The organism is Brevundimonas sp. TWP2-3-4b2 (assembly GCF_049897345.1).
Taxonomy (GTDB): Bacteria; Pseudomonadota; Alphaproteobacteria; order Caulobacterales; family Caulobacteraceae; genus Brevundimonas.
Window position 1 is genome coordinate 152125 of the sequence record NZ_JAFCWB010000002.1, and the last position, 23387, is coordinate 175511.

Annotated in this window: 18 protein-coding genes and 1 pseudogene; 11 read left to right on the forward strand and 8 right to left on the reverse strand. The window is 67.3% G+C overall.

Annotated elements, in window-relative coordinates; all coding sequences use genetic code 11:
* Positions 1 to 87: 87 nt before the first annotated feature.
* Both ACP7AS_RS04340 and bchI read right to left on the reverse strand, forming a co-directional pair.
* Complete coding sequence (locus ACP7AS_RS04340) at positions 88 to 1872, reverse strand: magnesium chelatase subunit D (protein WP_426027636.1); 1785 nt, start codon at positions 1870 to 1872, stop codon at positions 88 to 90.
* A 10-nt stretch (positions 1873 to 1882) separates the two neighbouring features.
* On the reverse strand, positions 1883 to 2908 hold the full coding sequence (gene bchI, locus ACP7AS_RS04345) for a magnesium chelatase ATPase subunit I (protein WP_426027637.1): 1026 nt from the start codon (positions 2906 to 2908) through the stop codon (positions 1883 to 1885).
* Between the two features lie 117 nt (positions 2909 to 3025).
* On the opposite strand from bchI, the pseudogene ACP7AS_RS04350 reads away from it, so the two are divergent.
* Both ACP7AS_RS04350 and ACP7AS_RS04355 read left to right on the forward strand, forming a co-directional pair.
* Positions 3026 to 4312, forward strand: a pseudogene (locus ACP7AS_RS04350) (DUF3422 family protein).
* Between the two features lie 120 nt (positions 4313 to 4432).
* On the forward strand, positions 4433 to 4984 hold the full coding sequence (locus ACP7AS_RS04355) for a c-type cytochrome (protein WP_426027638.1): 552 nt from the start codon (positions 4433 to 4435) through the stop codon (positions 4982 to 4984).
* Positions 4985 to 5047: 63 nt separating this feature from the next.
* On the opposite strand, the gene ACP7AS_RS04360 is transcribed toward ACP7AS_RS04355, so the two are convergent.
* Genes ACP7AS_RS04360 through ACP7AS_RS04385 form a run of 6 tightly spaced genes read right to left on the reverse strand, consistent with a single transcriptional unit; the run spans position 5048 to position 11151 of the window.
* Positions 5048 to 5299, reverse strand: coding sequence for a hypothetical protein (locus ACP7AS_RS04360; RefSeq protein ID WP_426027639.1), 252 nt, complete (start codon positions 5297 to 5299; stop codon positions 5048 to 5050).
* A gap of 19 nt (positions 5300 to 5318) precedes the next feature.
* Positions 5319 to 6536, reverse strand: coding sequence for a geranylgeranyl diphosphate reductase (locus tag ACP7AS_RS04365; RefSeq protein WP_426027640.1), 1218 nt, complete (start codon positions 6534 to 6536; stop codon positions 5319 to 5321).
* Complete coding sequence (locus ACP7AS_RS04370) at positions 6523 to 7851, reverse strand: BCD family MFS transporter (RefSeq protein WP_426027641.1); 1329 nt, start codon at positions 7849 to 7851, stop codon at positions 6523 to 6525. The genes ACP7AS_RS04365 and ACP7AS_RS04370 overlap by 14 nt, the downstream gene beginning before the upstream one ends.
* The gene (chlG, locus tag ACP7AS_RS04375) at positions 7848 to 8765 is read right to left on the reverse strand and encodes a chlorophyll synthase ChlG (protein WP_426027642.1); all 918 of its coding nucleotides are present in this window, start codon (positions 8763 to 8765) and stop codon (positions 7848 to 7850) included. The genes ACP7AS_RS04370 and chlG overlap by 4 nt, the downstream gene beginning before the upstream one ends.
* A 57-nt stretch (positions 8766 to 8822) precedes the next feature.
* Positions 8823 to 10253, reverse strand: coding sequence for a transcriptional regulator PpsR (gene ppsR / locus ACP7AS_RS04380; protein ID WP_426027643.1), 1431 nt, complete (start codon positions 10251 to 10253; stop codon positions 8823 to 8825).
* A 31-nt stretch (positions 10254 to 10284) separates the two neighbouring features.
* Positions 10285 to 11151 carry a cobalamin B12-binding domain-containing protein gene (locus tag ACP7AS_RS04385; protein ID WP_426027644.1) on the reverse strand — a complete coding sequence of 289 codons (867 nt, stop codon included), beginning with the start codon at positions 11149 to 11151 and terminating at the stop codon, positions 10285 to 10287.
* 412 nt (positions 11152 to 11563) lie between these two features.
* Here ACP7AS_RS04385 and bchF point away from each other — a divergent pair, with 412 nt between their 5' ends.
* Genes bchF through puhB form a run of 9 tightly spaced genes read left to right on the forward strand, consistent with a single transcriptional unit; the run spans position 11564 to position 23368 of the window.
* On the forward strand, positions 11564 to 12154 hold the full coding sequence (gene bchF, locus ACP7AS_RS04390; RefSeq protein WP_426027645.1) for a 2-vinyl bacteriochlorophyllide hydratase: 591 nt from the start codon (positions 11564 to 11566) through the stop codon (positions 12152 to 12154).
* Positions 12151 to 13491, forward strand: coding sequence for a ferredoxin:protochlorophyllide reductase (ATP-dependent) subunit N (locus ACP7AS_RS04395; protein ID WP_426027646.1), 1341 nt, complete (start codon positions 12151 to 12153; stop codon positions 13489 to 13491). Before bchF ends, ACP7AS_RS04395 begins: the two co-directional genes overlap by 4 nt.
* On the forward strand, positions 13482 to 15047 hold the full coding sequence (bchB, locus tag ACP7AS_RS04400) for a ferredoxin:protochlorophyllide reductase (ATP-dependent) subunit B (protein ID WP_426027647.1): 1566 nt from the start codon (positions 13482 to 13484) through the stop codon (positions 15045 to 15047). The genes ACP7AS_RS04395 and bchB overlap by 10 nt, the downstream gene beginning before the upstream one ends.
* Positions 15022 to 18795 carry a magnesium chelatase subunit H gene (locus ACP7AS_RS04405; RefSeq protein ID WP_426027648.1) on the forward strand — a complete coding sequence of 1258 codons (3774 nt, stop codon included), beginning with the start codon at positions 15022 to 15024 and terminating at the stop codon, positions 18793 to 18795. Before bchB ends, ACP7AS_RS04405 begins: the two co-directional genes overlap by 26 nt.
* A gap of 16 nt (positions 18796 to 18811) precedes the next feature.
* Positions 18812 to 19717, forward strand: coding sequence for a ferredoxin:protochlorophyllide reductase (ATP-dependent) iron-sulfur ATP-binding protein (gene bchL, locus ACP7AS_RS04410; protein ID WP_426027649.1), 906 nt, complete (start codon positions 18812 to 18814; stop codon positions 19715 to 19717).
* The gene (bchM, locus tag ACP7AS_RS04415; protein WP_426027650.1) at positions 19717 to 20427 is read left to right on the forward strand and encodes a magnesium protoporphyrin IX methyltransferase; all 711 of its coding nucleotides are present in this window, start codon (positions 19717 to 19719) and stop codon (positions 20425 to 20427) included. The genes bchL and bchM overlap by 1 nt, the downstream gene beginning before the upstream one ends.
* Positions 20421 to 21893, forward strand: a complete 1473-nt coding sequence (locus tag ACP7AS_RS04420) for a BCD family MFS transporter (protein WP_426027651.1) — start codon at positions 20421 to 20423, stop codon at positions 21891 to 21893. The genes bchM and ACP7AS_RS04420 overlap by 7 nt, the downstream gene beginning before the upstream one ends.
* A gap of 24 nt (positions 21894 to 21917) precedes the next feature.
* The gene (gene puhA, locus ACP7AS_RS04425) at positions 21918 to 22700 is read left to right on the forward strand and encodes a photosynthetic reaction center subunit H (RefSeq protein ID WP_426027652.1); all 783 of its coding nucleotides are present in this window, start codon (positions 21918 to 21920) and stop codon (positions 22698 to 22700) included.
* Positions 22697 to 23368: a photosynthetic complex putative assembly protein PuhB gene (gene puhB / locus ACP7AS_RS04430; protein ID WP_426027653.1), complete on the forward strand. Its 672-nt coding sequence runs from the start codon at positions 22697 to 22699 to the stop codon at positions 23366 to 23368. Before puhA ends, puhB begins: the two co-directional genes overlap by 4 nt.
* Positions 23369 to 23387: the final 19 nt, after the last annotated feature.

Genomic DNA, 23387 nt, shown 5'->3' on the forward strand with positions numbered 1-23387 from the left:
CGAGCGGGGATGAACGCGGACGGGTCACCGGAAGGTGCCATCGCCGGGGATCCGACGGGCGATCCGGGCTGATCCTGAACTGCTCATTCAACCCGCCGACGTCCTGAGGGCGCGTGTGACGTCCAGCACGGCACCGGCCTCGACATAGGGCAAGGCCGCGAACAGGCCATGCATCGCATCAGCCAGACTGGCACCATCACCGCGGGGACGCGCGGAGGTATCGATAAGGGCGGCGGAAATACGGGCAGAGCCGATGCGTTTCGCCGCTGCGAGGGCGTCCGTCTGTGCCCGGGTCCGGAAGGCGGCGCCGTCGAGCGCGATATTGCCTCGGCCGTCCGTCAGAACCACGAGCAGGGGGGTGCGTCCCTTGACCCGTTCGGCCGCCGCCAGCGCCCCGGCGGCTTCCAAAGCCCCGGCCAAGGGCGTAGCACCGCCGCCCGCGAGGTCCGAAAGGCATCGCCGGGCCCGACTGAGCGATCGCGTCGGCGGGAGCAACAGCTCGGGTGCCAGACCGCGAAATGCGATCAGCGCCACCTGTGTGCGACGCACATAGGCCTCGGCCAGCAGCAGTTCGACTGCGCCCTTGGTCTCGGCCAGTCGATTCATCGCCGACGAACCGGAGGCATCGACCACGAAGATGACGGTCGATTCCGACCGCGTCTGATAACGCCGCACCCTGAAGTCCTCGCGCCTTATCAACAGCCCCGGCACCGCGTCCCGTGTCGCGAGGCGTGACCGGACTTTCTGCCACGGAGCCGCCGCCTTCAGCGTCTCGACCACGTCCAGACTTGAGGCACCGCGCAACGGCCCCGGGCGTGATCCGATGCGCCGACCGCGCAAGGTCGAAGCCAGCGGCGCGCCCCCGGCTCCCTGGGCCTGACCGAAGCTCGGGGAGGCATTCGCGGCCGTCGGGGTCCAGAAGGCCTTCAACTCTTCCGGCAGCGCCGCCCGGGCTGCCTCGAGCACCATGTCGTTCAGCGAGGGCTCGGGCGCGTCGACCTCGGCCTCGACATCGTCATGGTCGTTCGCTGACTGCTCGTCAGGTTGCTCGCCGACCTCATCATCCGGCGTATTGGCGACTTCGGGCTGCAGCGCCAGATCGCGCGTCGCCCGGGGAGACAGGACCAGGCGCGCGGCCATGCTCAGGTCGCTCTCTTCGATCGTGTCCCGCCCCTCGAGCGACGCCAGTGCCTGCGCTGTCCGGAGCGCCAACCAGGGCGCGCGCAAGGATTCGACACCCAGGGCCTGGGCCGCCGCACAAAGGGCTTCAATGTCGCGCGTCTCGGGCGGCCGCGCGCGATCAAGGGTCGCCTGCGCCGCGGCTATGTCCGACGGCGTGGCCGATATAGGCGCGGCGTCGCGCACGCTGACCGGCTCCAGATCCAGCAAGAAGGCGAGCCGTTCGAGAAGCGCAACGGGCGGCTGTTCGTCCTCTTCCACGCCTTCATCCAGGGCGACAAACCGGAAGCGCGTCGTGATCCGTTCTGCGAAGCCCTCACGCTGGATCGCGACGGCACCATCATCCAGCACCGCGCCGATGCGCGCGGCCAGCGATACGGGCAGGCGTTCGGACATGGCAGACACCACCACACCGCCGTCAGCCTCGGCCAGCAGCCCGCGTTGCATATCGCGCCGGCCACCGCCGAGCGCGGCGGCGAGGTCAAGCCCGCCGAGCAGTCGATCATCATCAATCCTGATCGGCAGACGCCGCCAGGGCACCCCGGTCGGCAGAAGCGCGCGGAACGCCTCCAGCCAGCGGTCCCGCACCGGTCCCGGGCGGGCCCGGACGGCCACGCCCCGCAAGAGCGGATCGACCGCCAGCAGGGCCGCGACCAGCATGGCGTCGGCCCAGATCTCCTCCCCGTCGCTCACGACGCGCTCGTCATGCGGCGAGCAATTCGTCCATGGCGCGTTCGATCCGGGCGGTGGAGGCCTGGTCGTCCAGAGGGCCGCGCCGGAGACGATGACGCAGGGCCATGGGAGCCACCCGCCGAAGCGTCGCTTCAGACACGTCCGACTGACCCTCCAGGGCCGCAAGCGCGCGCGATGCCCGCAGGATCGTCAATTCGCCGCGCAGGCCATCGGCCCCGACGGCCATACACAGCCGCGACCCCTGTTCGAGGATGGCGTCAGAGACTTCGACATCGGCCAGCCGGCGCTGCGCCGCCTGGATCGTCGCACGCAGTCGGTCATCCTCGGCGCGCCAGGCTTCCGCGAAGGCCGCGGGATCGCGATCAAAGGCGTCGCGGCGGCGGACCACCTCGACCCGCGCCGACAGGTCCTTCGGGCTGCTGACCTCGACCGAGAGGCCGAAGCGGTCCAGCAGTTGAGGCCGCAACTCACCCTCCTCCGGGTTGCCGCTGCCGACCAGGACGAAGCGCGCCGGATGGCGAACGCTGAGCCCCTCGCGCTCGACCACGTTTTCGCCGGACGCCGCCACGTCCAGCAGAAGATCGACGAGATGATCCTCGAGCAGATTGACTTCATCAATATACAGAAAGCCGCGATGGGCCCGGGCCAGCAGACCCGGATCGAACGCCTTCTCGCCCAGGGTCAGGGCCCGCTCCAGATCCAGAGCGCCAACGACCCGATCCTCGGTCGCGCCCAATGGCAGATCGACCACGGGAGCGGGCGCTTCAGTAACTACGGGCGAGCCTTCCTGCTTGCGGTCGCACACCGTCGCGCAATCCGCGATGGGCGCGGCGGGATCACAGTTGAACCGGCAGCCGGCCACGACCTGCAGGGGCGGAAGCAGGGCCGCCAATGCGCGAACCGTCGTCGTCTTGCCCGAGCCGCGATCGCCGAAGACCATCACCCCGCCCAGGGTCCGGTCGATGGCGGCCAGCAGCAGGGCCAGCTTCATGTCGTCCTGGCCGACGATGGCGGAGAACGGAAAAACAGCGCGCATGCAGAACCCTGGCGTTACGGTGTCCAATTGGTCACACAGGCAGAGTGTCAGATCAATTCGACACCGTCCAAGAGTCTTCGTATATTTTCGGCGTCGCAGGGCGACGGGGGCCCTCGAATGTCAGTGACGACCGCCGGCGTGTCACAGTCATGGCGTTATCACCCCGCGCGGGACGCCTTGCTGGCAGAGGCGCACGCCCGGCCCTCGACGCCGCTCCTAGCCCCGGCCCTCGTCTCGCGAATCGCGACTCTTTCCGGAGAGGCTGGAGCCGAGGCTGACCGAGGCCATATGGCTGCGCTTTGCCGACGCCTGGGACAGCCTGAGCCAGGACCGGGTTCGCGCTGGTGCGTCGTCGACGCCGGATCCTGGCGACTGCGGTGGGAAAGACATACCGAGGTTTCGACCTGGACCTTCTTCCGCAGCGCAGGTGCCGCGCCCTTCGCTGAAACGGCCATGGACCTCGCACCGCAGGACTGGCTGGTTGGTTGGCCCGGCCAGGTCCTGGTGGCCACGCGGCTCGAAGTGCGGCCGGCGTCCGGGTTCGACAAGGCCCTGGCCCTGTTCGGCGGAGAAGCGGTGGGCGCGCGCCTGGCCGACGGGGGCGACGCGGCCGTGACCGATTTCCGGACTGACGCCTTGGGGATGACGCGGTTCGTCCTGCTTGACGGCAGTGGCGACGCCGCCCTGACCGGGCGTCTGGTGCAAACCCTGCTCGAAATCGAGACCTATCGCCTGATGGCGCTCCTCGCCTTCCCCGTCGCGGGCGAGGCGACCACAGCCCTGACGGACATCGAGGCCCGGGCGGCCAAGCTGGCGACACAGCTGGCCGAAGAGTCTGATCCCGAGGCGGACCGTCGACTGCTCGGAAGACTTGCGACCGTGGCGGGCGAAACCGAGGCACTGATCGGCCGGACCAGCTTTCGTTTCGGAGCGGCTGCCGCCTATCACGGCATCGTCCGCGAGCGGATCGAACGCCTGCGCGAGCAACACATCGAAGGCCTGCCGACGATCGGCGAATTCATGCAGCGTCGGCTGGACCCGGCCATGCGGACCTGCGACGCCGTTGCAGAGCGTCAGCGGGCCACCATCGACCGGATCGCCCGCATGGCGTAGATGCTCAATACCCGGGTGGAGGTCGCCGCCGAAGCGACCAGCGCCGCGCTGCTGGCTTCGATGGACCGCCGAGCCGGCCAGCAGCTCAGGCTCCAGCAAACCGTCGAGGGCCTGTCGACCGCCGCGATCGCCTACTACGCCGTCAGCCTGCTGGTGTATCCGCTGAAGGCACTTGAGAAGCATTGGCCGAGCCTCCACTCGGCCATTGCGGCGGGTATTCTCGCGCCTTTCGTGGTCGTCGGGGTCTGGTTCTGGCTGAAGAGACGGCGCGGTTCGTTGGGTGAATCGTAGCCGGGCTGCCACCTCGCCCTGGCTCGCCGCCTGAACGGAAATGTTCGTGTCATGCCAGCTTGACAGACTCTGGGCTGGGACTAGTGTTCGCTCTTGGATAAATTCAGCAAGGCTTCTGGAATGCGTAGATTCGGTATGATGGGCGTGGCTTTGAGCGGCCTCCTTGTCCTCTCGGCCTGTTCCGGCGAATCCTCGGACAAGAAGGCTGCGGATGCACCAGCGCCGGCAGCGGCCGCTCCCGCAGCGCCGGCCGCTGAACCCGCTCCTGCTCCAGCCGCCGCACCGGCCGCTGACGCGGCACCGGCGGCGACCCCCGCTGCGGCACCCGCAGCCGCCGGTGGTGCCACGGTCGTTCTGGCCGGACTGACGGGCGACGCCGCGGCTGGCCAGCGCGTGTTCATGCAATGCCGGACCTGCCATGCCATCGAAGCCGGCGTGAACCGGGTCGGCCCGTCGATGCATGGCGTCGTCGGCCGCCGCGCCGGCACCGTGGCTGGCTACACCTACTCGGCGGCCAACAAGAACAGTGGCAAGACCTGGGACGAAGCGACCCTCTTCGCCTATCTGGAAAATCCCCGCGCCTATATGCCGGGCACCAAGATGAGCTTCGTCGGCCTGCGCAATCCGCAGCAGCGCGTCGATGTCATCGCCTATCTGAAGACCCAGTCCTGATCCTTCGGACCGTGTGACGATCCAGGCCCCGGCGGAAACGCCGGGGCCTTTTTCGTAGTCGGATTAGCCTTGCAGGCGTCGCCGCAGATCGAGCAGGTGCAGGGGGAATGACGCCGCCAGCGCCAGCGCGATCCACCCCCACGCCGCCCCGACCAGAGCCGCGCGCGCGCCCAGCAGGATGAAGACGCCGGGGCCGAACACGAGCAGGAGGGCAAGGCGGGTCATGCGCCGGGTCAGGAGCAGGAACCCGGCCTCCAGCGCCATGATCACCAGGATCAGATCGACCGCATGACCGCTGGCGAACAAGCCGCTCATGGCACCCTGCCAGCCTGCATCACGCCGGGCGCAGCCCCAGCAGGTGGCCCATGTCCTTGAGGAAGATACGGGCGTGGGCGGCGGGTTTGGCCCTCACCAGCTCCTTGTTCATATAGGCCTGCCAGGTCAGTTCCTGGATGTCGGGGTCATCGCACAGGCTGACGAACCGCTCTCTCCGCTTGTCCGAGCGATACCAGAAATGCTGCATGATCCCGAGCACCAGGAAGACCTTTCCATGGGCCTTCATGAACCGCTTGCGCGCCTGGGTCAGCGCCCTGGACCTGCCCGTGGACAGCGTCGCCTCGACCGCCTCGGCCGCCAGACGCCCGCCCTCCATGGCGTAGTAGATTCCTTCGCCAGAGGCCGGGGCGACGACGCCGGCCGCATCGCCGGCGAGGACGACATCCCTGCCGTTATCCCATCGTTTCATGGGCTTCAGCGGGATCGGCGCACCCTCGGTGCGGACCGTCTCGCAGTCAGCCAGACCGCTCTTCGCGCGCAGGGCCGTTACGGCCGTCCGGAGCGAGAACCCTTTCTGCATCGACCCGACGCCGATGCTGGCGGTGTCCCCGTGCGGGAAAATCCAGGCGTAGAAGTCGGGCGACAGGTTCCCCTGGTACCAGACGTCGCAACGCCGGGCCTCGAAGTCGGCGGCACCCGCGGCCGGAGCCTTGATGATCTCGTGATAGGCAAAAACGTAGCGTTGCTTGTCCGCCCCCTTGACCGCCTGGGCGGCCACGTTGGACCGGGCACCGTCCGCGCCGATGATGGTCCGCGCCCGCACCGAGATGGGGGCGTCGTCCCTGGCGGCGCCGGCGGGACGATAGACCACGATCGCCGATCCGTCGGCCTCGCGCTCGATGCGCTCAAAGGTTCCGGCACGACGCTGGGCCCCGGCGGTCTCGGCCCGGGACCGCAACCACTCGTCAAAACTCTCACGGTTGACCATGCCGACATAGCCACCTTCGATCGGCATATGCACCCGCCGGTCCGAAGGGGCGATCATCCGGGCCTCGTTGGCCTTGGCGCAGATCAGGCTGTCGGGAATGTCGAAGTCGCGGATCAGACGCGGCGGGATCGCGCCGCCGCACGGCTTGATCCGGCCCTGTCGATCCAGCAACAGGACGGTCCGGCCCTGTTGTGCGAGGTAGCGGGCAGCCGTCGATCCGGACGGACCGCCGCCGACGACAACGCAATCAAATGTCTCGGCGGCTATGCCGGGTTCAGGCCTCGACATGACGCGCTCCAGTCTTGAGTTTGGTTGAAGGGGCAGATGCCGGCGCACCGATCTGCGCAGCGATGACGGCCGAAACGACGAACAGACTGGCCTCGAGGGCGAACACCAGTCCAAAGGCGCTCGCGTCCTCGACAAACATTCGGCGACCGATGTCCACGGCGACGGCTCCGAAGAATCCGCCGGCACCGAATCCCACGGCCTGGGCGGCCCCCCAGACACCCATGCGGATGCCCTCGCGCCGTCCCTTGCCCTCGCCCGCGAGCGCCATCATCGAGCCGATGGCGGCCACCGCGAAGACCCCGTTGAAGAAGCCGAGTGCAAAGACCGTGGGCGTAATCGGCCAGCCGGGCCCGACACGCGCGGCGACCGCCAGAGTCATGAGAGCGAGCGCGGATCCACCGCAGCCTGCCAGGGTCCAGCCCCGCATCCAGCCCTGCCCGCGCGCGCCGACCATACCGCCCGCTGCGCCGACCAGGATCATGCCCAGAAGGACCCCGCCGTTCTGTACGCCCGACATCTGGGTCGACTGACCCGGTGTCATGCCGAAGACCAGGCCGGCGAACGGCTCGAGGATCAGATCCTGGGCGCTGTAGGCGATCATCGAAACCAGGACAAAGACCGTGAACCGCCGGGCCTGGGGATCGGCGAGGGTCTCACGCAGGGCGACCATGAAGTCGGTCTTCGGCGCGGAGGTCTCAGCGACCTCGATCTCGCCGGCCTTTTCGACCCCCGCGACCGCCGCAAGAGTCAGCAGGAAGGCTCCGAGCGAGACGACACCCGAGACGATCGCCAGACGTTGCATGGAGAAGGGGTCCAGCATGGCCCCCGCCACGCCTGCAGTCACGGCGATGCCCATGACCATCATGATCCAGGTGATCGCGGCGGCTGCCGGTCGCCGGGTCGGCGTCACCCGCGTCGCCAGGAAGGCCAGCAGGGAGGTCCCGGAAGCCCCAACCCCGGCCCCGATCATCGTGAAGGCGAGGACCGCCAGAAGGATACCCACGACGGGTGAGGCGCTCATTATGGCCGTCGCATTGGCGGCGAGAACACCGCCCAGCGCCAGGACACCCATGCCACCGATGATCCAGGGCGTCCGACGGGCACCACCGTCCGATCCATGTCCCCAGCGCGGCCGCGACAGCTGAACCGCATAGTGCCAAGCCACAAGCGCGGCCAGCAGAACGGCCGGCAGGGCCAGCTCGACCATCATGACCCGGTTGAGGGTCGAGGTGGTCAGCACCACGATCGAACCGAGGGCCGTCTGGACCAGACCCAGCCGCGCGATTCCCAGCCAACCCAGGGGCTTCTGGCTCATGCACCCGCTCCCGTGATGCCGCGGACCGCAAAGGCCGAAACCAGCATGCCGATGACATAGAGGGTGGTGCCCGTGGTGTTGTACCAGGGCGTGAACTTCTTCGGATCGCTGAGGAGCCGTGACATCAGGCCAAGCTGGACGGCCAGCAGAACGGCGACCGCCAACCCGTGCCAGGGGCGATCCCAGGCCACGACGAGCAGGGTCACGACGATCACCTGCGGGGCCGCCATGACGGCGCAGGCGATGCGAGCGGCCGAGTCCACGCCCAGTTCGGCGGGCAGGGATTTCAGCCCCAGCAGCCGGTCACCTTCGACGGCCTTGAAGTCGTTCAGCACCATGATGCCATAGGCACCGAAGCTGTAGATGGCGGCCAGAACCAGCACGGGCGCGTGCGGCAGCGCGCCCGCCATGACGGCCGCACCGGTGAACCAGGTCAGACCTTCATAGGACAGGGCGACTGCGAAGGGCCCGGCGACGCCACTCTGCTTCAGGCGGAACGGCGGCGCGCTGTAGGCCCAGGCCAGAGCAAGCCCCAGCAGCGTGGCACCCAGCACCCACGGGCCGGTCAGGGCGGCGACCACCACCGACAGGACCGTCCAGATCAGAGCGATATAGAGCCCCCAGCGACCGGGGATTCGGCCGGACGGGATCGGGCGGTTCGGCTCATTGATCGCATCGACATGGCGGTCGAACCAGTCGTTGACGGCCTGGCTGGTCGCGCACACCAGCGGCCCGGTCAGAGCGATGCCGGCAATCAGGAACAGCCAACGGTCCTGGAACGGCATGCCCGAGGATACGACCCCGCACATGAAGGCCCACATCGGCGGAAACCAGGTGACGGGCTTGAACAGCTCGAGCACCGCCGAAGGGGACGGCAGGCGAGTGACGGGCGCGACGGCGATCGTTCGATCCATGCCGTACTGTAGGTTTGGACAGGAGAAAGCGTCAACTTGGATTGACACTTCCAGGCGTTAATCTTCGGCGTCTTCCAGGTTGCCGAGCCCATACCGGCGCAGCTTGGAATAAAGACTTTGCCGGCTCAGGCCGAGGACATCCGCCGCGGACGCCCGATTGTCGGACGTCAGGGTCAGCGCCGCCTCGATGCACAGTCGCTCGATCAGGTCGGTGGACTCGCGGACAATGTCCTTCATCGGGACGCGGCCGATCAATTGGGTCAGTTGCTCCACCGAGCGCGGCTCTGGTCCGGGCCCTGACGACATGGAGGGCAAAGGCGTCGCAAACCGCCGCGCCACGCCCCGGATGCTGAAGCCGAAACGGGTCTGGTCTCCGTCGGGCACGATGACCGCCGACACCTCGACCTCCTCGGACTCTCCGTAAACGCCCCGGATAATGGTGCTGAAATTCCGCAGGCTGCCGTGTTCGCGCAGTTGCGAGACCATGATCTTGAGGTCGATCTGGGGCCGCCCTAGATAGTTTTCCAGCGAGCCTGAAAGCGCTTCATCCCGGCTCGACAGATGCGTCAGGTCAAGAAACGCGGGATTCACCGCCAGCATATTCATCTCGCCGTTCGTGACCACAAAGGCGTCGGGGATCCTGTTCAGCAGAGCCGCCAGATCGCTGGCGGGTGCCACCGTCGTGGTGGGCGTCAACCGCACCAGAAGGCAGGACGCCTTGTCCTGACGGAACATCGAGGCCGACAGGGCGCAGTCCACTCCGCTGACCAGCCTGACGGGCACAGTCGCGGCCGACACGGCGGCCGGCGTCGTGTTCAGAAACTCAAGCGCCGCCTCGATGCTGTTGGGCTCCAGCAAGGCCTGGAAACCCTGCCCGTGGATCGACGCCTCGGCCAGCCCCGTCAGCCGCATCGCCGCCGGATTGGCCTCGCGCACCTTTCGGGTGCCGGCGTCGAGGATCAGCACCGCTTCGGAAGCGCTCTGGAACAGCAGCCGATAGCGGGCCTCGGCCTGGCGCAGTTTCAGATAGTCCCGCTCCACCGCCTGCTGCACCTGCAACAGACGCTGCTGCAGGGCCGCGCTGGACTGGAGGTCGCGCCCGATGACGATGACCCGGCCGTCGTCGCCTGTATCGACCGCAAAATACCGGATCGGCAGATTGTCACCCGACTCGGACGGATGATTGAGTTCGCGCCACCGCGATGCCACCCCGCCGGACACGTCACGAAGAATTTCGGCTGCCTTGTGCCGGCTCTCGGGCGTAACCGTGTCGACCCACGACCGCCCCAGCCACTCGGCCATACCCATCCCGACGAGATCAGTGCTGCCGACGGAGATGTCCCGGATGATGCCATGGCGATCCAGCACCATGGCCACGTCGCTGGCGAGCGCCACGACATCCGCCGCCTGGGCCGGCTCCAGCGCCCCAAGCACGTCCTCTGGCCTTCTAAACGGCAAGGGTGCGGACAGAGTCGAGTGCATGGTCATGGTTCGCCATTATCGACCGGGCGTCACTTCATCAAGCGACGTCGGAATTTCCGACCAGGCGGTCGGCGCTCTTTACGGCTTGCCGCGCGTCTTCGGCCGTCTCGTCGGCACCGACTTCGGCCACCCGCTCCGGCCGTTCTGTGAACACCCGCCCGCCCACGATCACCCGCACCAGTGGATTGCGCGAGGCCGACCGCATGGAGGCGATCAACCCCGGGAGAGGTTTCAGCCATTTCTCGTCGGACATCGAAAATCCGATCAGGTCGAATGACTCTGCCTTGACCATGTCGACAAGGTCCTCGGTGCTGGCGTCCGGGACACACACGGTGCGCCAGCCGGCCCGGCGGAAAAACTCCACGACCAGAGAGAGGCCAAACGAATGCTGGTCGCCGGGCGTCAGGGCGAAGAGGGCCGTCCGCCCCGCACCGTTGCCGTCCGCACGAATGCGGTCCGAAAATTCATAGACCAGCTGCTGCAGGCGACAGAGACCGATGGTCACGTCGTTGAAGGTGCACAGGTCTTCTTCCCACATCGACCCCAGAGGCTTGGCCGTCGGCGAGAACAGGTCAAAATGCAGGGCATCGATATCGAGCCCGCGAGCGACGAAGCCTTCGGCGTTCTGGCGCAGGACAGAGAGCTCTTCGGCCAGCACCAGATGAGCGAACCCGACCACCTCCGCGGCGGCTATGCCGCCAGCGACCGGCGTTGTGGGTTCCGCTCGTGCGGCGGACTGATGCGCCATAAGCAGACGGGGGATTATCTCGCCCTCGATCGACCGGACCAGAGCGACGGGCGACAGGCCCTGTTCGCGTCGTTCAAACGGCAGGATCCGTCGATCATCCTGTGCACCGTAACCAGGGCGTCGGGACGCGTCATCGGCGCGTTGCACGTAGGGCATCAAACCTCCTCCCCGGAGTTCGACGTCTCACGTCAGACAGATCCCCACCCACCCGACGAAGCGTTTCCTGAATGGCCGACCGGTTCTTCGACCGGATGATCGGCTGGCTAGACCCCCGATCGCTGCCCCGCGTTGTCAGCGGTCAGCGATGAGGGAAACTCACGCACGTCATGATTACCAAGGTCCGAAGACGTCCATCGAACGCCATCCGTGTCAAGTCGCCGGACACAAGATCAAGTGTCAATTTCTCTTTACGTCAAATGCGTTTGACACATTGAGCGCCCCAGACCTAGATTTCCTAATCGCCTCTATCGGGGGGTGACGGAGTCGAGCGATGTCATCGCGTACTTTCCACCAGCCGCCCGGATTCAATGGCGCGGAACAGCCGGCCTCCAGCATGACGAAAAACGTTATGACGGAATGGTTTGACTCCCTCATCAACCGCGTCGCCCCCTGCCCGTGGACGGCCAATGCGGGCCTCCACAGCGTGCAGACGTTCGAGGCCGAAGCCCGGCGGGACGCCGCCCGCCACCGCCCGCTCTACTCACCGGAGGAACGCGTTCGCCGCGACAAGACGGTCTGGACCCTGGTCCAGGGCCTCCTGGCCCCGGTGCAGTTTCTGGCGTTCGGAATCAGCGTCTTCTTCGTCCTGCGCTATCTCTCGACAGGCGAAGGCGCGATGGCGGCGACCATCTCGGTGCTGGTCAAGACGGCGCTGCTCTACACGATCATGGTGACCGGCGCGATCTGGGAGAAGGTCGTGTTCGGCCGCTATCTGTTCGCGCACTCCTTCTTCTGGGAGGACGTGTTCTCGATGCTCGTGCTGGCCCTGCACACCGCCTATCTGGGCATGGTGCTGCTGAACATCGGCACCCCGCGTGAGCAACTCATCCTCGCCCTCGCGGCCTATGTGACCTACGTCATCAATGCCGCCCAGTTCATCTGGAAGCTGCGGATGGCGCGGCTGGAAGCCCCCGCAAAAAACACGATGGTCGCTGCATGAGCGAGGCGTTCGTCCTCGACAAGCCCGCTCCCGTCGGCGGCTGCGCCGATGTCCCGGTCCTGCGCGAACGGGGACAACGTAAAGTCTTCTGTGGATTAACCGGAATCGTCTGGCTGCATCGCAAGATGCAGGACGCCTTCTTCCTGGTCGTCGGCTCGCGCACCTGCGCCCACCTGATCCAGTCGGCCGCCGGCGTGATGATCTTCGCCGAGCCCCGCTTCGCCACCGCCATCATGGAGGAAAAGGACCTCGCCGGCCTGACGGATACGAACGACGAGCTGGACCGGGTGGTGGATCGTCTTCTGGCCCGCCGCCCCGACATCAAGCTGTTGTTTCTCGTCGGGTCCTGCCCGTCCGAAGTGATCAAGCTGGACCTCAGCCGTGCGGCCGGTCGTCTGTCCGAAAAGCACAGCCCCAATGTCCGCGTCCTGAACTATTCCGGCAGCGGCATAGAGACGACGTTCACCCAGGGCGAGGACGCCTGCCTCGCCGCCCTCGTTCCGCAGATGGCTGCCGCGCCTGCCGGAGCCGAACAGAGTCTTCTGATCGTCGGAGCCCTGCCCGACGTGGTCGAGGATCAGTTCCGCCGGCTGTTCGCGGCCATGGGAATCGACCGCGTCGAGGCTCTTCCGGCCCGTCGCATCTCCGACCTGCCCGCCGTCGGCCCCAACACCCGCTTCCTGCTGGCCCAGCCCTTCCTCGGCGACACGGCCCGGGCCCTGGAGGATCGCGGCGCGGTTCGTCTTGAGGCCCTGTTCCCCTTCGGAGCCGAGGGCACGACCGACTGGCTGCACGCCGCCGCCCAGGCCTTCGGCATCGACGAACTGAAGTTCCGCGCCGTTGTGGCCCCCGGCCGCGAACGCGCCGCCCGCGCCCTCGAAAAGGTCCGGCCCTCGCTGGAAGGCAAGTCGATCTTCTTCTTCCCGGACAGCCAGCTGGAAGTGCCGCTGGCGCGCTTCCTGTCCCGCGAGCTGGGCATGGTGCCGCTCGAAGTCGGCACCCCCTATCTGCACCGCCCCCACCTGTCGAAGGAGCTGCCCCTGCTGCCCGCCGCGACAGTGCTGAGCGAGGGCCAGGACGTCGATCGCCAGCTGGACCGCTGCCGGGACGCCCGCCCTGACCTGTCCGTCTGCGGCCTCGGCCTCGCCAACCCGCTGGAGATGGAAGGCCTGACGACCAAATGGTCGATCGAACTGGTCTTCTCGCCGGTCCACGGCTTCGACCAGGCCGCCGATCTGGCCGAGCTGTTCGCCCGCCCGCTGAACCGTCGCGACCGGCTGTCGGACGCGATCGTTCCGGCCCGACCCGCCCGGCGGGAGGCTGCATCATGCAACTGACCGTCTGGACCTACGAAGGCCCGCCCCACGTCGGCGCGATGCGGATCGCGACGGCGATGGAAGGTCTGCACTACGTCCTGCACGCGCCGCAGGGCGACACCTATGCGGATCTGCTGTTCACGATGATCGAGCGGCGCGGCAAGCGCCCGCCGGTGACCTATACGACCTTCCAGGCCCGCGACCTCGGGACCGACACGGCCGAGCTGTTCAAGACCTCGGTCAAGGACGCCTACGCCCGGTTCCAGCCCCGGGCAATGATCGTGGGGGCCTCCTGCACCGCCGAACTGATCCAGGACGATCCCGCCGGCATGGCCGCCGCCATCGGCCTGCCGATCCCGGTCATCGCGCTTGAGCTGCCCAGCTACCAGAAGAAGGAAAACTGGGGCGCGGCCGAGACCTTCCGCCAGTTGGTCCGTAACCTGACCCAGGTCGTGGAGCGCAGCCCCGTCGCCGGCCGTCGCCCGTCCTGCAACATCCTGGGGCCCACCGCCCTGGGCTTCCGCCATCGCGACGATGTGGTCGAGATCACCCGGCTGCTGGAGCGGATCGGCGTCGACATCAATGTCACCGCCCCGCTGGGTGCGACGCCCGCAGACATCGCCCGGCTGGGTGCCGCCGACTTCAACGTCGTCCTCTATCCCGAGATCGCCGGCGAGGCCGCCCTCCAGCTGCAGAAGATGTGCGGCCAGCCGTCGGTCAGGACCGTGCCGCTGGGCTATGGCGCGACGATCGACTTCATCAACGAAATCTGCGCCCTGACCGGCCTCGACCCCGCGCCCGTCCTCGACGGCGTGCCGTCGCGGATGCCCTGGTGGTCGCGCTCGGTCGATTCGACCTATCTGACCGGCAAGCGCGTCTTCGTGTTCGGCGACGCCACCCACGTCATCGCCGCCGCCCGCGTGGCCGCTGAGGAGCTCGGCTTCGAGGTGGTCGGCATGGGCTGCTACAATCGCGAATTCGCCCGCGAAGTCCGCGCCGCGGCCGCCGAACGGGGCCTGACCGCCCTGATCACCGACGACTATCTGGAAGTCGAGGACGCCATCGCCGCCCTCCAGCCCGAACTGGTGCTGGGTTCGCAGATGGAGCGCCACATCGCCAAGCGGCTGCGCATTCCGTGCGCCGTCATCTCGGCCCCCTTCCACGTCCAGGATCACCCGGCCCGCTTCTCGCCCCAGATGGGGTTCGAGGGGGCCAGCGTCCTGTTCGACACCTGGGTGCACCCGCTCGTCATGGGCCTGGAAGAGCACCTGCTGCACATGTTCCGCGACGACTTCGAGTTCAGTGACGAAGCCGGGGCCTCGCATCTGGGCGGACACGGCGCGGGCGCTTCGCACCCGGCGATGCCGGCCCCCGACGAGGCCGTCGCATCAACGCCGGTGGTCTCGGTCTCCTCGGAGATCGTCTGGGCCGCCGACGCCGAGGCCGAGCTGAAGAAGATCCCCTTCTTCGTGCGCGGCAAGGCTCGAAAAAACACGGAACGCTTCGCCGCAGAGCAGGGCTTGGCGACCATAGGTGTGGAGACGTTGTACGATGCTAAATCGCACTACAGCCGCTGAGCCCACACCCCTCCGCGAGGCGACGCCACAGGTGCGAGTCGTCATCGTCACCTTGGACAACCATCTGGCCGGCGCCGTGGCCCAGGCCGAGGCGGAACTTCGTCGCACCACACCGAACCTGACCGTCGCCCTGCACGCCGCATCGGAATGGGGCAGCGATGCCGTCGCGCTGGACGCCTGCATCGCCGACATCGCCACGGGCGACATCGTCATCGCCTCGATGCTGTTCGTCGATGACCACATCCAGATGGTCCTGCCGGCACTCAAGGCCCGGAACGAAGCCTGCGACGCCATGGTCTGCATGATGTCGGCGGCCGAGGTCATGAAGCTGACCAGGATGGGCCCGTACCGCATGGACGGCTCGACCAAGGGTCCGCTGGCCATGCTCAAGAAGCTGCGCGGCAACACCAAGGCCACCGGTGGCGTCCCCGGTGAAAAGCAGATGGCCATGCTGCGCCGCCTGCCCAGGATCCTCGCCTTCGTCCCGGGCACGGCCCAGGACGTCCGCGCCTATTTCCTGACGCTGCAGTACTGGTTCGCCGGCTCGACCGAGAACATGGTCTCGATGGTCCGCTATCTGGTGGACCGTTATGCCGATGGCGAGCGGCGGTCCCTGCGCGGCGCCATGAAGGCGGCGGCCCCGGTCGAATACCCCGAGATCGGCGTCTATCACCCGCGCATGGGGCAGCAGGTGTCCGGCCGCATGGCCGAGACGCCAGAGGCCCTGCCTGCCCATGACGGACGGAACGGCACGGTCGGGCTGGTGGTCCTGCGCTCCTATGTTCTGGCCGGAGACGCGGCCCACTACGACGGCGTCATCGACGCGTTCGAAGCGCGCGGCGTGCGCGTCATCCCCGCCTTCGCCAACGGCCTCGACGCCCGCCCGGCGATGGACAAGCTGTTCATGAAGGACGGCCGCCCGACGGTGGACGCCATGGTCAACCTGACCGGCTTCTCGCTGATCGGCGGGCCCGCCTACAACGACTCGTCCTCCGCCGCCGAGGTCCTGGGCAGGTTCGACGTGCCCTACATCTCGGCACACCCCCTGGAGTTCCAGTCGTTCCAGCAGTGGAGCGCCGGCGCGCAGGGCCTGCTTCCCCTGGAGGCCACGATGATGGTCTCCATCCCCGAACTGGACGGGGGCATTGCACCCATGATGTTCGGCGGCCGTACGGACGGCTCGGACGCCCCCTGCACCGGATGTACGCGCCGCTGCACCTTCCCGGGCAAGGACGCCAAGTCGATGGTCGCCTGTCCCGAGCGCGCCGGGACCCTGGCCGATCGCGTCGGCAAGATGATCGCCCTGCGCCGCTCGGCCCGCGCCGACCGCAAGATCGCCGCCGTCCTGTTCAACTTCCCGCCCAACGCAGGGGCCGCCGGAACCGCCGCCCAGATGTCGGTCTGGGCCAGCCTGCACAAGACCCTGATCCGCCTCGCCGCCGAGGGCTACGCCGTCGAGGTTCCCGAGACGGTGGACGCGCTGCGGGACAGGCTGCTGGAGGGCAATGCGAGCCGCTACGGCACCGACGGCAATGTCCACGTCCGCATCCCGGCCAATGAGCATGTCCTGCGCGAACGCTGGCTGTCGGATATCGAGGCGGTCTGGGGCCCTGCGCCGGGCAAATCCCTTGCCAACGGCGGCTCGATCTTCGTGCTGGGTGCCGAGTTCGGAAACGTCTTCGTCGGCCTGCAGCCGCCCTTCGGCATCGAAGGCGATCCGATGCGGTTGATGTTCGAGGGGACCTTTGCCCCGACCCACGCCTTCAGCGCCTTCTACCGCTGGATCCGTGAGGATTTCGGGGCCCACGCCGTTCTGCATTTCGGCACCCATGGCGCGCTGGAATTCATGCCCGGCAAGCAGACCGGCCTGTCTGAAGCCTGCTGGCCCGACCGGCTGATCGGCGATGTGCCGAACCTGTATCTCTACGCCGCCAACAATCCGTCCGAAGGCATGATCGCCAAGCGGCGGTCGAACGCGACCCTGATCAGCTACATCACGCCGCCGATCAACGACGCCGGCCTGTACAAGGGCCTGCTGGATCTCAAGGCCCTAGTCGAACGCTGGCGCGGAACCGGGGTCGAGGCCTCCGCCGAGCGCGCCCATCTCACCCCGATGATTTTCGACGCGGCCCGGACCCTGAATCTCGACCTGATCGAGGGATCGGACGACGCCCGCGTCAACGCCCTGATCGCGACGCTCCAGGAGCTGGAGCAGACCTTGATCCCCAACGGCCTGCACGTCTTGGGTGAGCCTTTCACATCGGACGAGCGCGTCGACCTGCTGCTGGCGGTCGCCGAGGCGCGCGAAGGGCCCAAGCCCGGACGCGAAGCCGTCCAGGCCCTCGTCGACGGTGCGGATGCGCGCACGGCACTGGGTGTCAGCGGACTCGCCTCGGACAGCGCCGGGATCGAACTGTTCCGCCACCTGCATGCGACCAACACCTCGCTGTCGGCCAACCCCGAGATGGAGGCACTCGTCGCGGCTCTGGACGGCGGCTACGTCATGCCCTCGCCCGGTGGCGATCTGCTCCGCACCCCCGAGATGCTGCCGACGGGCCGTAACATTCACGGCTTCGACCCCTTCCGTATCCCGTCGGCCTATGCCGTCGCCGACGGCATGCGTCAGGCCGACCGGCTGCTGGCCAAGCACCGCGAAGAAACCGGTACCCTGCCGGAATCCATGGCCATCGTCCTGTGGGGCACCGACAACCTGAAGTCAGAGGGTGGCCCGATCGCCCAGGCCATAGCCCTGATGGGTGCCCGTCCGCGCTTCGACGGCTATGGCCGGCTTTGCGGTGCCGAACTGGTCTCGCTGGAAGAGCTGGGCCGTCCGCGGATCGACGTGGTCGCCACCGTGTCCGGGATCTTCCGCGACCTGCTGCCGCTGCAGACCAGGATGCTGGCCGACGCCGCATGGCTGGCAGCCACCGCCGACGAACCGATCGAGCAGAATTTCGTGCGCAAGCGTGCCCTGGAACACCAGGCCAGGCTGGGTTGCGACATGGAAACCGCGTCCCTGCGAGTCTTCTCCAATGCCGAAGGGGCCTACGGGGCCTCGGTCAACTCCCTGATCGATTCCGGGGCCTGGACCGATGAAGGCGAATTGGCCGACGCCTTCGAGAGCCGCAAGGGCTTTGCCTATGGCCGCAACGGCAAGCCCATGAAGCAACCGGCCCTGCTGACCAGCGCCCTCGCCGGGATCGACCTGGCCTATCAGAACCTCGACTCGGTCGATCTGGGCGTGACCACCATCGACCACTATGTCGACACCCTCGGCGGTGTGGCCAAGTCGGTCGAGCGCGCCCGGGGCAAGGCCGCTCCGGTCTATATCGGCGACCAGACCCAGGGCGAAGGCAAGGTCCGGACCCTGTCCGAACAGGTCACACTGGAAAGCCGCACCCGGGTCCTGAACCCGCGTTGGTTCGAGGGTCAGCTCAAGCACGGTGCCGAAGGCGTCCGCGCCATCGAGGCCCAGGTGACCAATACGCTGGGATGGTCGGCGACGACCGGCGACGTCCAGCCCTGGGTTTACCAGGAGATCAGCGAGACCTTCGTGCTGGACCCCGAGATGCGGGACCGCATGGCCAAGCTGAACCCTAAGGCCTCGGTTCGCATGGCCAATCGCCTGCTTGAAGCCTCGGACAGAAACTACTGGCAGCCCGACGCGGCCACGCTCCAGGCCCTGCACGACGCTTCCGACGAACTCGAAGATCGCCTTGAAGGGGTCACCCTCGCCGTCGCGGCGTGAGGACCAGGAACCGCTTATGACCATTACCCTCGAAATGCCCCAGACCCTGAAGCGCCGTCCCCCGGACGGTGACGGATCGGTCCAGGTCGAGATGGACCCGACGCTGAACATCGGCACGGCCAAGGTCTTCGCCGTCTATGGCAAGGGCGGAATCGGCAAGTCGACCACCAGCTCGAACCTGTCTGCGGCCTTCTCCCTGATGGGCAAGCGGGTGCTGCAGATCGGATGCGATCCCAAGCATGACAGCACCTTCACCCTGACCAAGAAGCTGGTTCCCACCGTCATCGACGTGCTGGAGACGGTGGACTTCCACTCCGAGGAACTGCGCCCCGAGGACTATGTCTATGAGGGCTTCAATGGGGTGCGCTGCGTCGAGGCGGGCGGACCGCCGGCCGGCACCGGCTGCGGCGGCTATGTCGTCGGCCAGACGGTCAAGCTGTTGAAGGAACACCACCTGCTGGAAGACACCGACGTCGTCATCTTCGACGTGCTGGGCGACGTGGTCTGCGGCGGGTTCGCGGCCCCTCTGCAGCATGCCGAGCGGGCGCTGGTGGTCACCGCCAATGACTTTGACTCGATCTTCGCCATGAACCGCATCGTCGCGGCCATCAAGGCCAAGTCAAAGAACTACAACGTCCGTCTGGGCGGGGTGATCGCCAACCGCAGCACCAACACCGACGAGATCGATCGCTTCAACGCCGCCATCGGCCTGCAGCGCATCGCCCACTTCCCCGACCTGGACGAGATCCGTCGCAGCCGGCTGAAGAAGTCGGTCGTGTTCGAGATGGAGGGCTCGCCCGAGCTCGAGGCCGCCAAGGCTGAATACATGAGCCTGGCCGCCAAGCTCTGGATCGGCACCACCCCGATCGACGCCATGCCGATGAAGGATCGCGAGATCTTCGACTTCCTGGGCTTCGACTGATGACCGCGACGTTTGACAACCGAACCAGCGCAACCTGGGACCAGTACCGCGGCCGGCTGGAAGAGTATTTCGACCGCACGGCTCTGGACGCGTGGGCGCAACTGACCAGTGACGCCCCGGTGTCGAAAATCCGCGCCACGGTCCGGGCCGGTCGTGACGAGATGCGCAATGTTCTGCTGTCCTGGATGCCCGCAGACCTGACCGGCGCCCGCATTCTGGACGCCGGCTGCGGCACCGGTGCCCTGGCAGTCGAAGCGGCCCGTCGCGGAGCGAACGTCGTCGCCATCGACGTCTCGGCCAGCCTGGTGAACATCGCCCGGGAGCGTGCCCCGACCGACCTCGCCGGCTCCATCGACTGGCGGGCCGGCGACATGATGTCCCGTGATCTGGGCGACTTCGACCATGTCGTCGCCATGGACAGTTTGATCCACTACCGCACCGACGACATCGTCGACGTGCTGGGCGCGCTGTCGGCGCGGACGCGCGGGTCGGTGATCTTTACCGTAACGCCTCGCACCCCGGCACTGATGCTGATGCTGACCATGGGCAAGGTCTTCCCGCGCGCCGACCGGGCACCCGCGATCGCTCCGGCGAAACTGGACGCCCTGGCCATGCGGCTCTCGGCCCTGCCGGGTTGCTCGGTCGGCCGCAGCCGCCGGGTTCAGGGCGGATTCTACACCTCGCAGGCGATGGAGCTGCTCCGGTGCTGAACGAGCTGCTGCTGCAGATGGCCTCAGAGCAAGAGGGGATGGCCGCCGAGAACAAGGCGCGCTGGGCCAGGCTCGTGACCGCTTGCCTGCCGTTCGCCGACGCCGCCACCACCGAGCTGCCGCTCGGCCGGCTGCTCCGCCTGTCGCTGTTCCAGGTCTCTGTCGGTATGACCACCGTGCTGCTGACCGGCACCCTGAACCGCGTCATGATCGTCGAGCTGAACGTGCCGGCCATACTGGTCGCCGCCATGGTCGCCGTGCCCTTGCTGTTCGCCCCGTTCCGCGCCCTGATCGGCTTCAAGTCCGATACCCACCGCTCGCATCTCGGCTGGCGACGGGGGCCCTACATCTGGTTTGGCTCCCTGATGCAGTTTGGCGGACTGGCCATCATGCCGTTCGCGCTCCTGATCAGCGGCGGACATGGCGTGGGCGCGGTCTGGATCGGCCATATCGCTGCCATGCTGGCCTTCCTGCTGGTCGGCGCGGGCGTGCATACGACCCAGACAGCCGGCCTTGCCCTGGCCAATGACCTGGCCCCGGAACATGCCCGGCCGCGGGTCGTGGCCCTGCTCTATGTCATGCTGCTGGTCGGCATGCTGATTTCCGGCATCCTGATGGGGCTGGTGCTGGCCGACTTCCAGGAGGTCAAGCTGGTCGGCGTGGTCCAGGGTGCCGCCGTCCTCGCCATCGTCCTGAACATGGTCGCGCTCTGGAAGCAGGAGGCCCAGGATCTGACCCTGACCGCCTTCGACAAGCCCCGTCCGGCATTCAAAGAGGCCTGGGCGGAGTTCTCGGCCGGCGGCCGGGCCAGCCGTCTGCTGGTCGCCGTGGGGCTGGGAGCCGCCGCATTCAGCATGCAGGACATTCTGCTGGAACCCTATGGTGGCACCATCCTCGGCCTGACGGTCGGTCAGACGACCGCCCTGACAGCGCTTTGGTCAGCCGGCACCCTGGCCGGTCTGGCCTACGCCGCCCGTAGACTGGCCAAGGGCGGAGAGCCGCATCGGCTGGCCGGACATGGCATGGTCTGGGGCATCCTCGCCGTCGTCGCCGTGATCTGCGGCGGGGCCTTCAAGCTGACCCCGCTCTTCTGTTTTGGCGTGTTCCTGATCGGTCTGGGCGGGGGCATGTTCTCCGTCGGGACCTTGACCTCGGCCATGTCTCTGGCGCGTGACGGCAAGTCCGGTATCGCACTGGGTGCCTGGGGCGCGGTTCAGGCGACCGCCGTGGGGCTGGCCATCCTGGTCGGCGGAGGCCTGCGCGATCTGGTTTCCAGCCTGGCCGAGTCCGGCCTGCTCGGCACCGCCATGAGCGCGCCCGCGACAGCCTACGTCGTCGTCTACCACCTCGAAATCGGACTGCTCTTCGCCGCCCTTGTCGCGATCGGCCCGCTGGCCCGCTACGCGCCCGCTGGCGACAAGACCCCCGCCAATTCCAAGTTCGGCCTCGCCGATCTTCCCGCCTGACCCTGTTGCAAAGGAAACCCTGACATGGACAGTCCTTACCTCTTCGGCGATTTTGACGCGGCAGAGTTCTGCCTGATCGCCTTCTTCCTCTTCTTCGCCGGCCTGATCGTCTATCTGCGACGCGAGGACCGGCGCGAGGGCTATCCGCTCGAAGACGAGGTCACCGGGAAACTCGAACCCCTCGGCGGCCTGCTGTTCACCGCCCCGCCCAAGACCTTCCTGCTGCCGCACGGACATGGCACGCGCACCTTCCCCAATGCCGGGAACCGCGACATGCGGCCCCTGGCGGCCCGTCGCAGCGCGACGTCGGAGGGATCCCCGATCGAGCCCACCGGCAATCCGCTGCTGGATGGCGTCGGTCCCGGTGCCTATGCGGAACGGCCGCGCTATCCGGACCTGACCAATGACGGGCGGCCGAAGATCGTGCCGCTGCGCGTCGCCGCCGACTTCCACCTCAGCCCCGAGGATCCCGATCCCCGCGGCATGGCGGTGCTGGGGGCCGACGGTCACCACGCCGGCGTGGTGAGCGACGTCTGGGTCGACCGCTCCGAGGTGCTGATCCGCTACCTGGAGGTCAAGGTCGACGGCGAGGCCGGAAACTCGGTCCTGCTGCCCATGACCATGGCCGTGGTGAGTGGCAGCCGTCGTACCGTCAGTGTTCGGGCGATCCTGGCCGCGCAGTTCGGCGCTGTGCCGGCGCTCGAGAACCCCGAACAGATTACCCTCTACGAAGAAGAACGCGTGATGGGCTACTACGGCGGTGGTCACCTGTACGCCACGCGCGATCGTCAGGAGCCCTGGCTGTGAGCGAATACGAACACGATGGCGAACCCATCCGCGGCCTTCCCGGACATCTTCCGGCCGGCGAGCACATCCTCTGGCAGGGCGCGCCCGACTGGCGGATTCTGGCCCGTAGCGCCCTTCATGCCCATTGGGTCGCGATCTATTTCGCGGCCCTGGCAGTGTGGAGCGGCGTCAACGGGGCCCGGGGCGGCGAGCCGCTGTTGACCGTTCTGACCAATGCGGGCCTGACCCTGGTGGTCGGCGCGGCGGCGGTCGGGCTGCTCGTCCTCTATGCTTGGCTGAGTGCACGGACGACGGTCTACACCCTGACGAACAGGCGGTTCGTTCTGCGTCACGGGGTGGCGCTCTCGAAATGCTTCAACATTCCCTACGTGGCCGTCGCCTCGGTCGGGGTGAAGCTGGACGCGACCGGCACCGGCGACATCCCCGTGGCCTTGGCCGGAGACGCCAAGATCGCCTATCCGCATCTGTGGCCCCACGTGCGTCCGTGGCGGTTCGTGAATCCGGAGCCGACGATGCGCGCCGTACCCGACGCCGCAGCCGTCGCTGAACGACTGAGCCAGGCGCTGCAACAGGCTTCGCGCGATGCCGACCGGCCGTTTGTCGCTGAACCCGTGCGTCCAACCGTCGAGGCTGCCTCCGGCCAATCGCCGGTCCCGGCCGCAGCCTGATCTGTTCAAGGAAAATCCG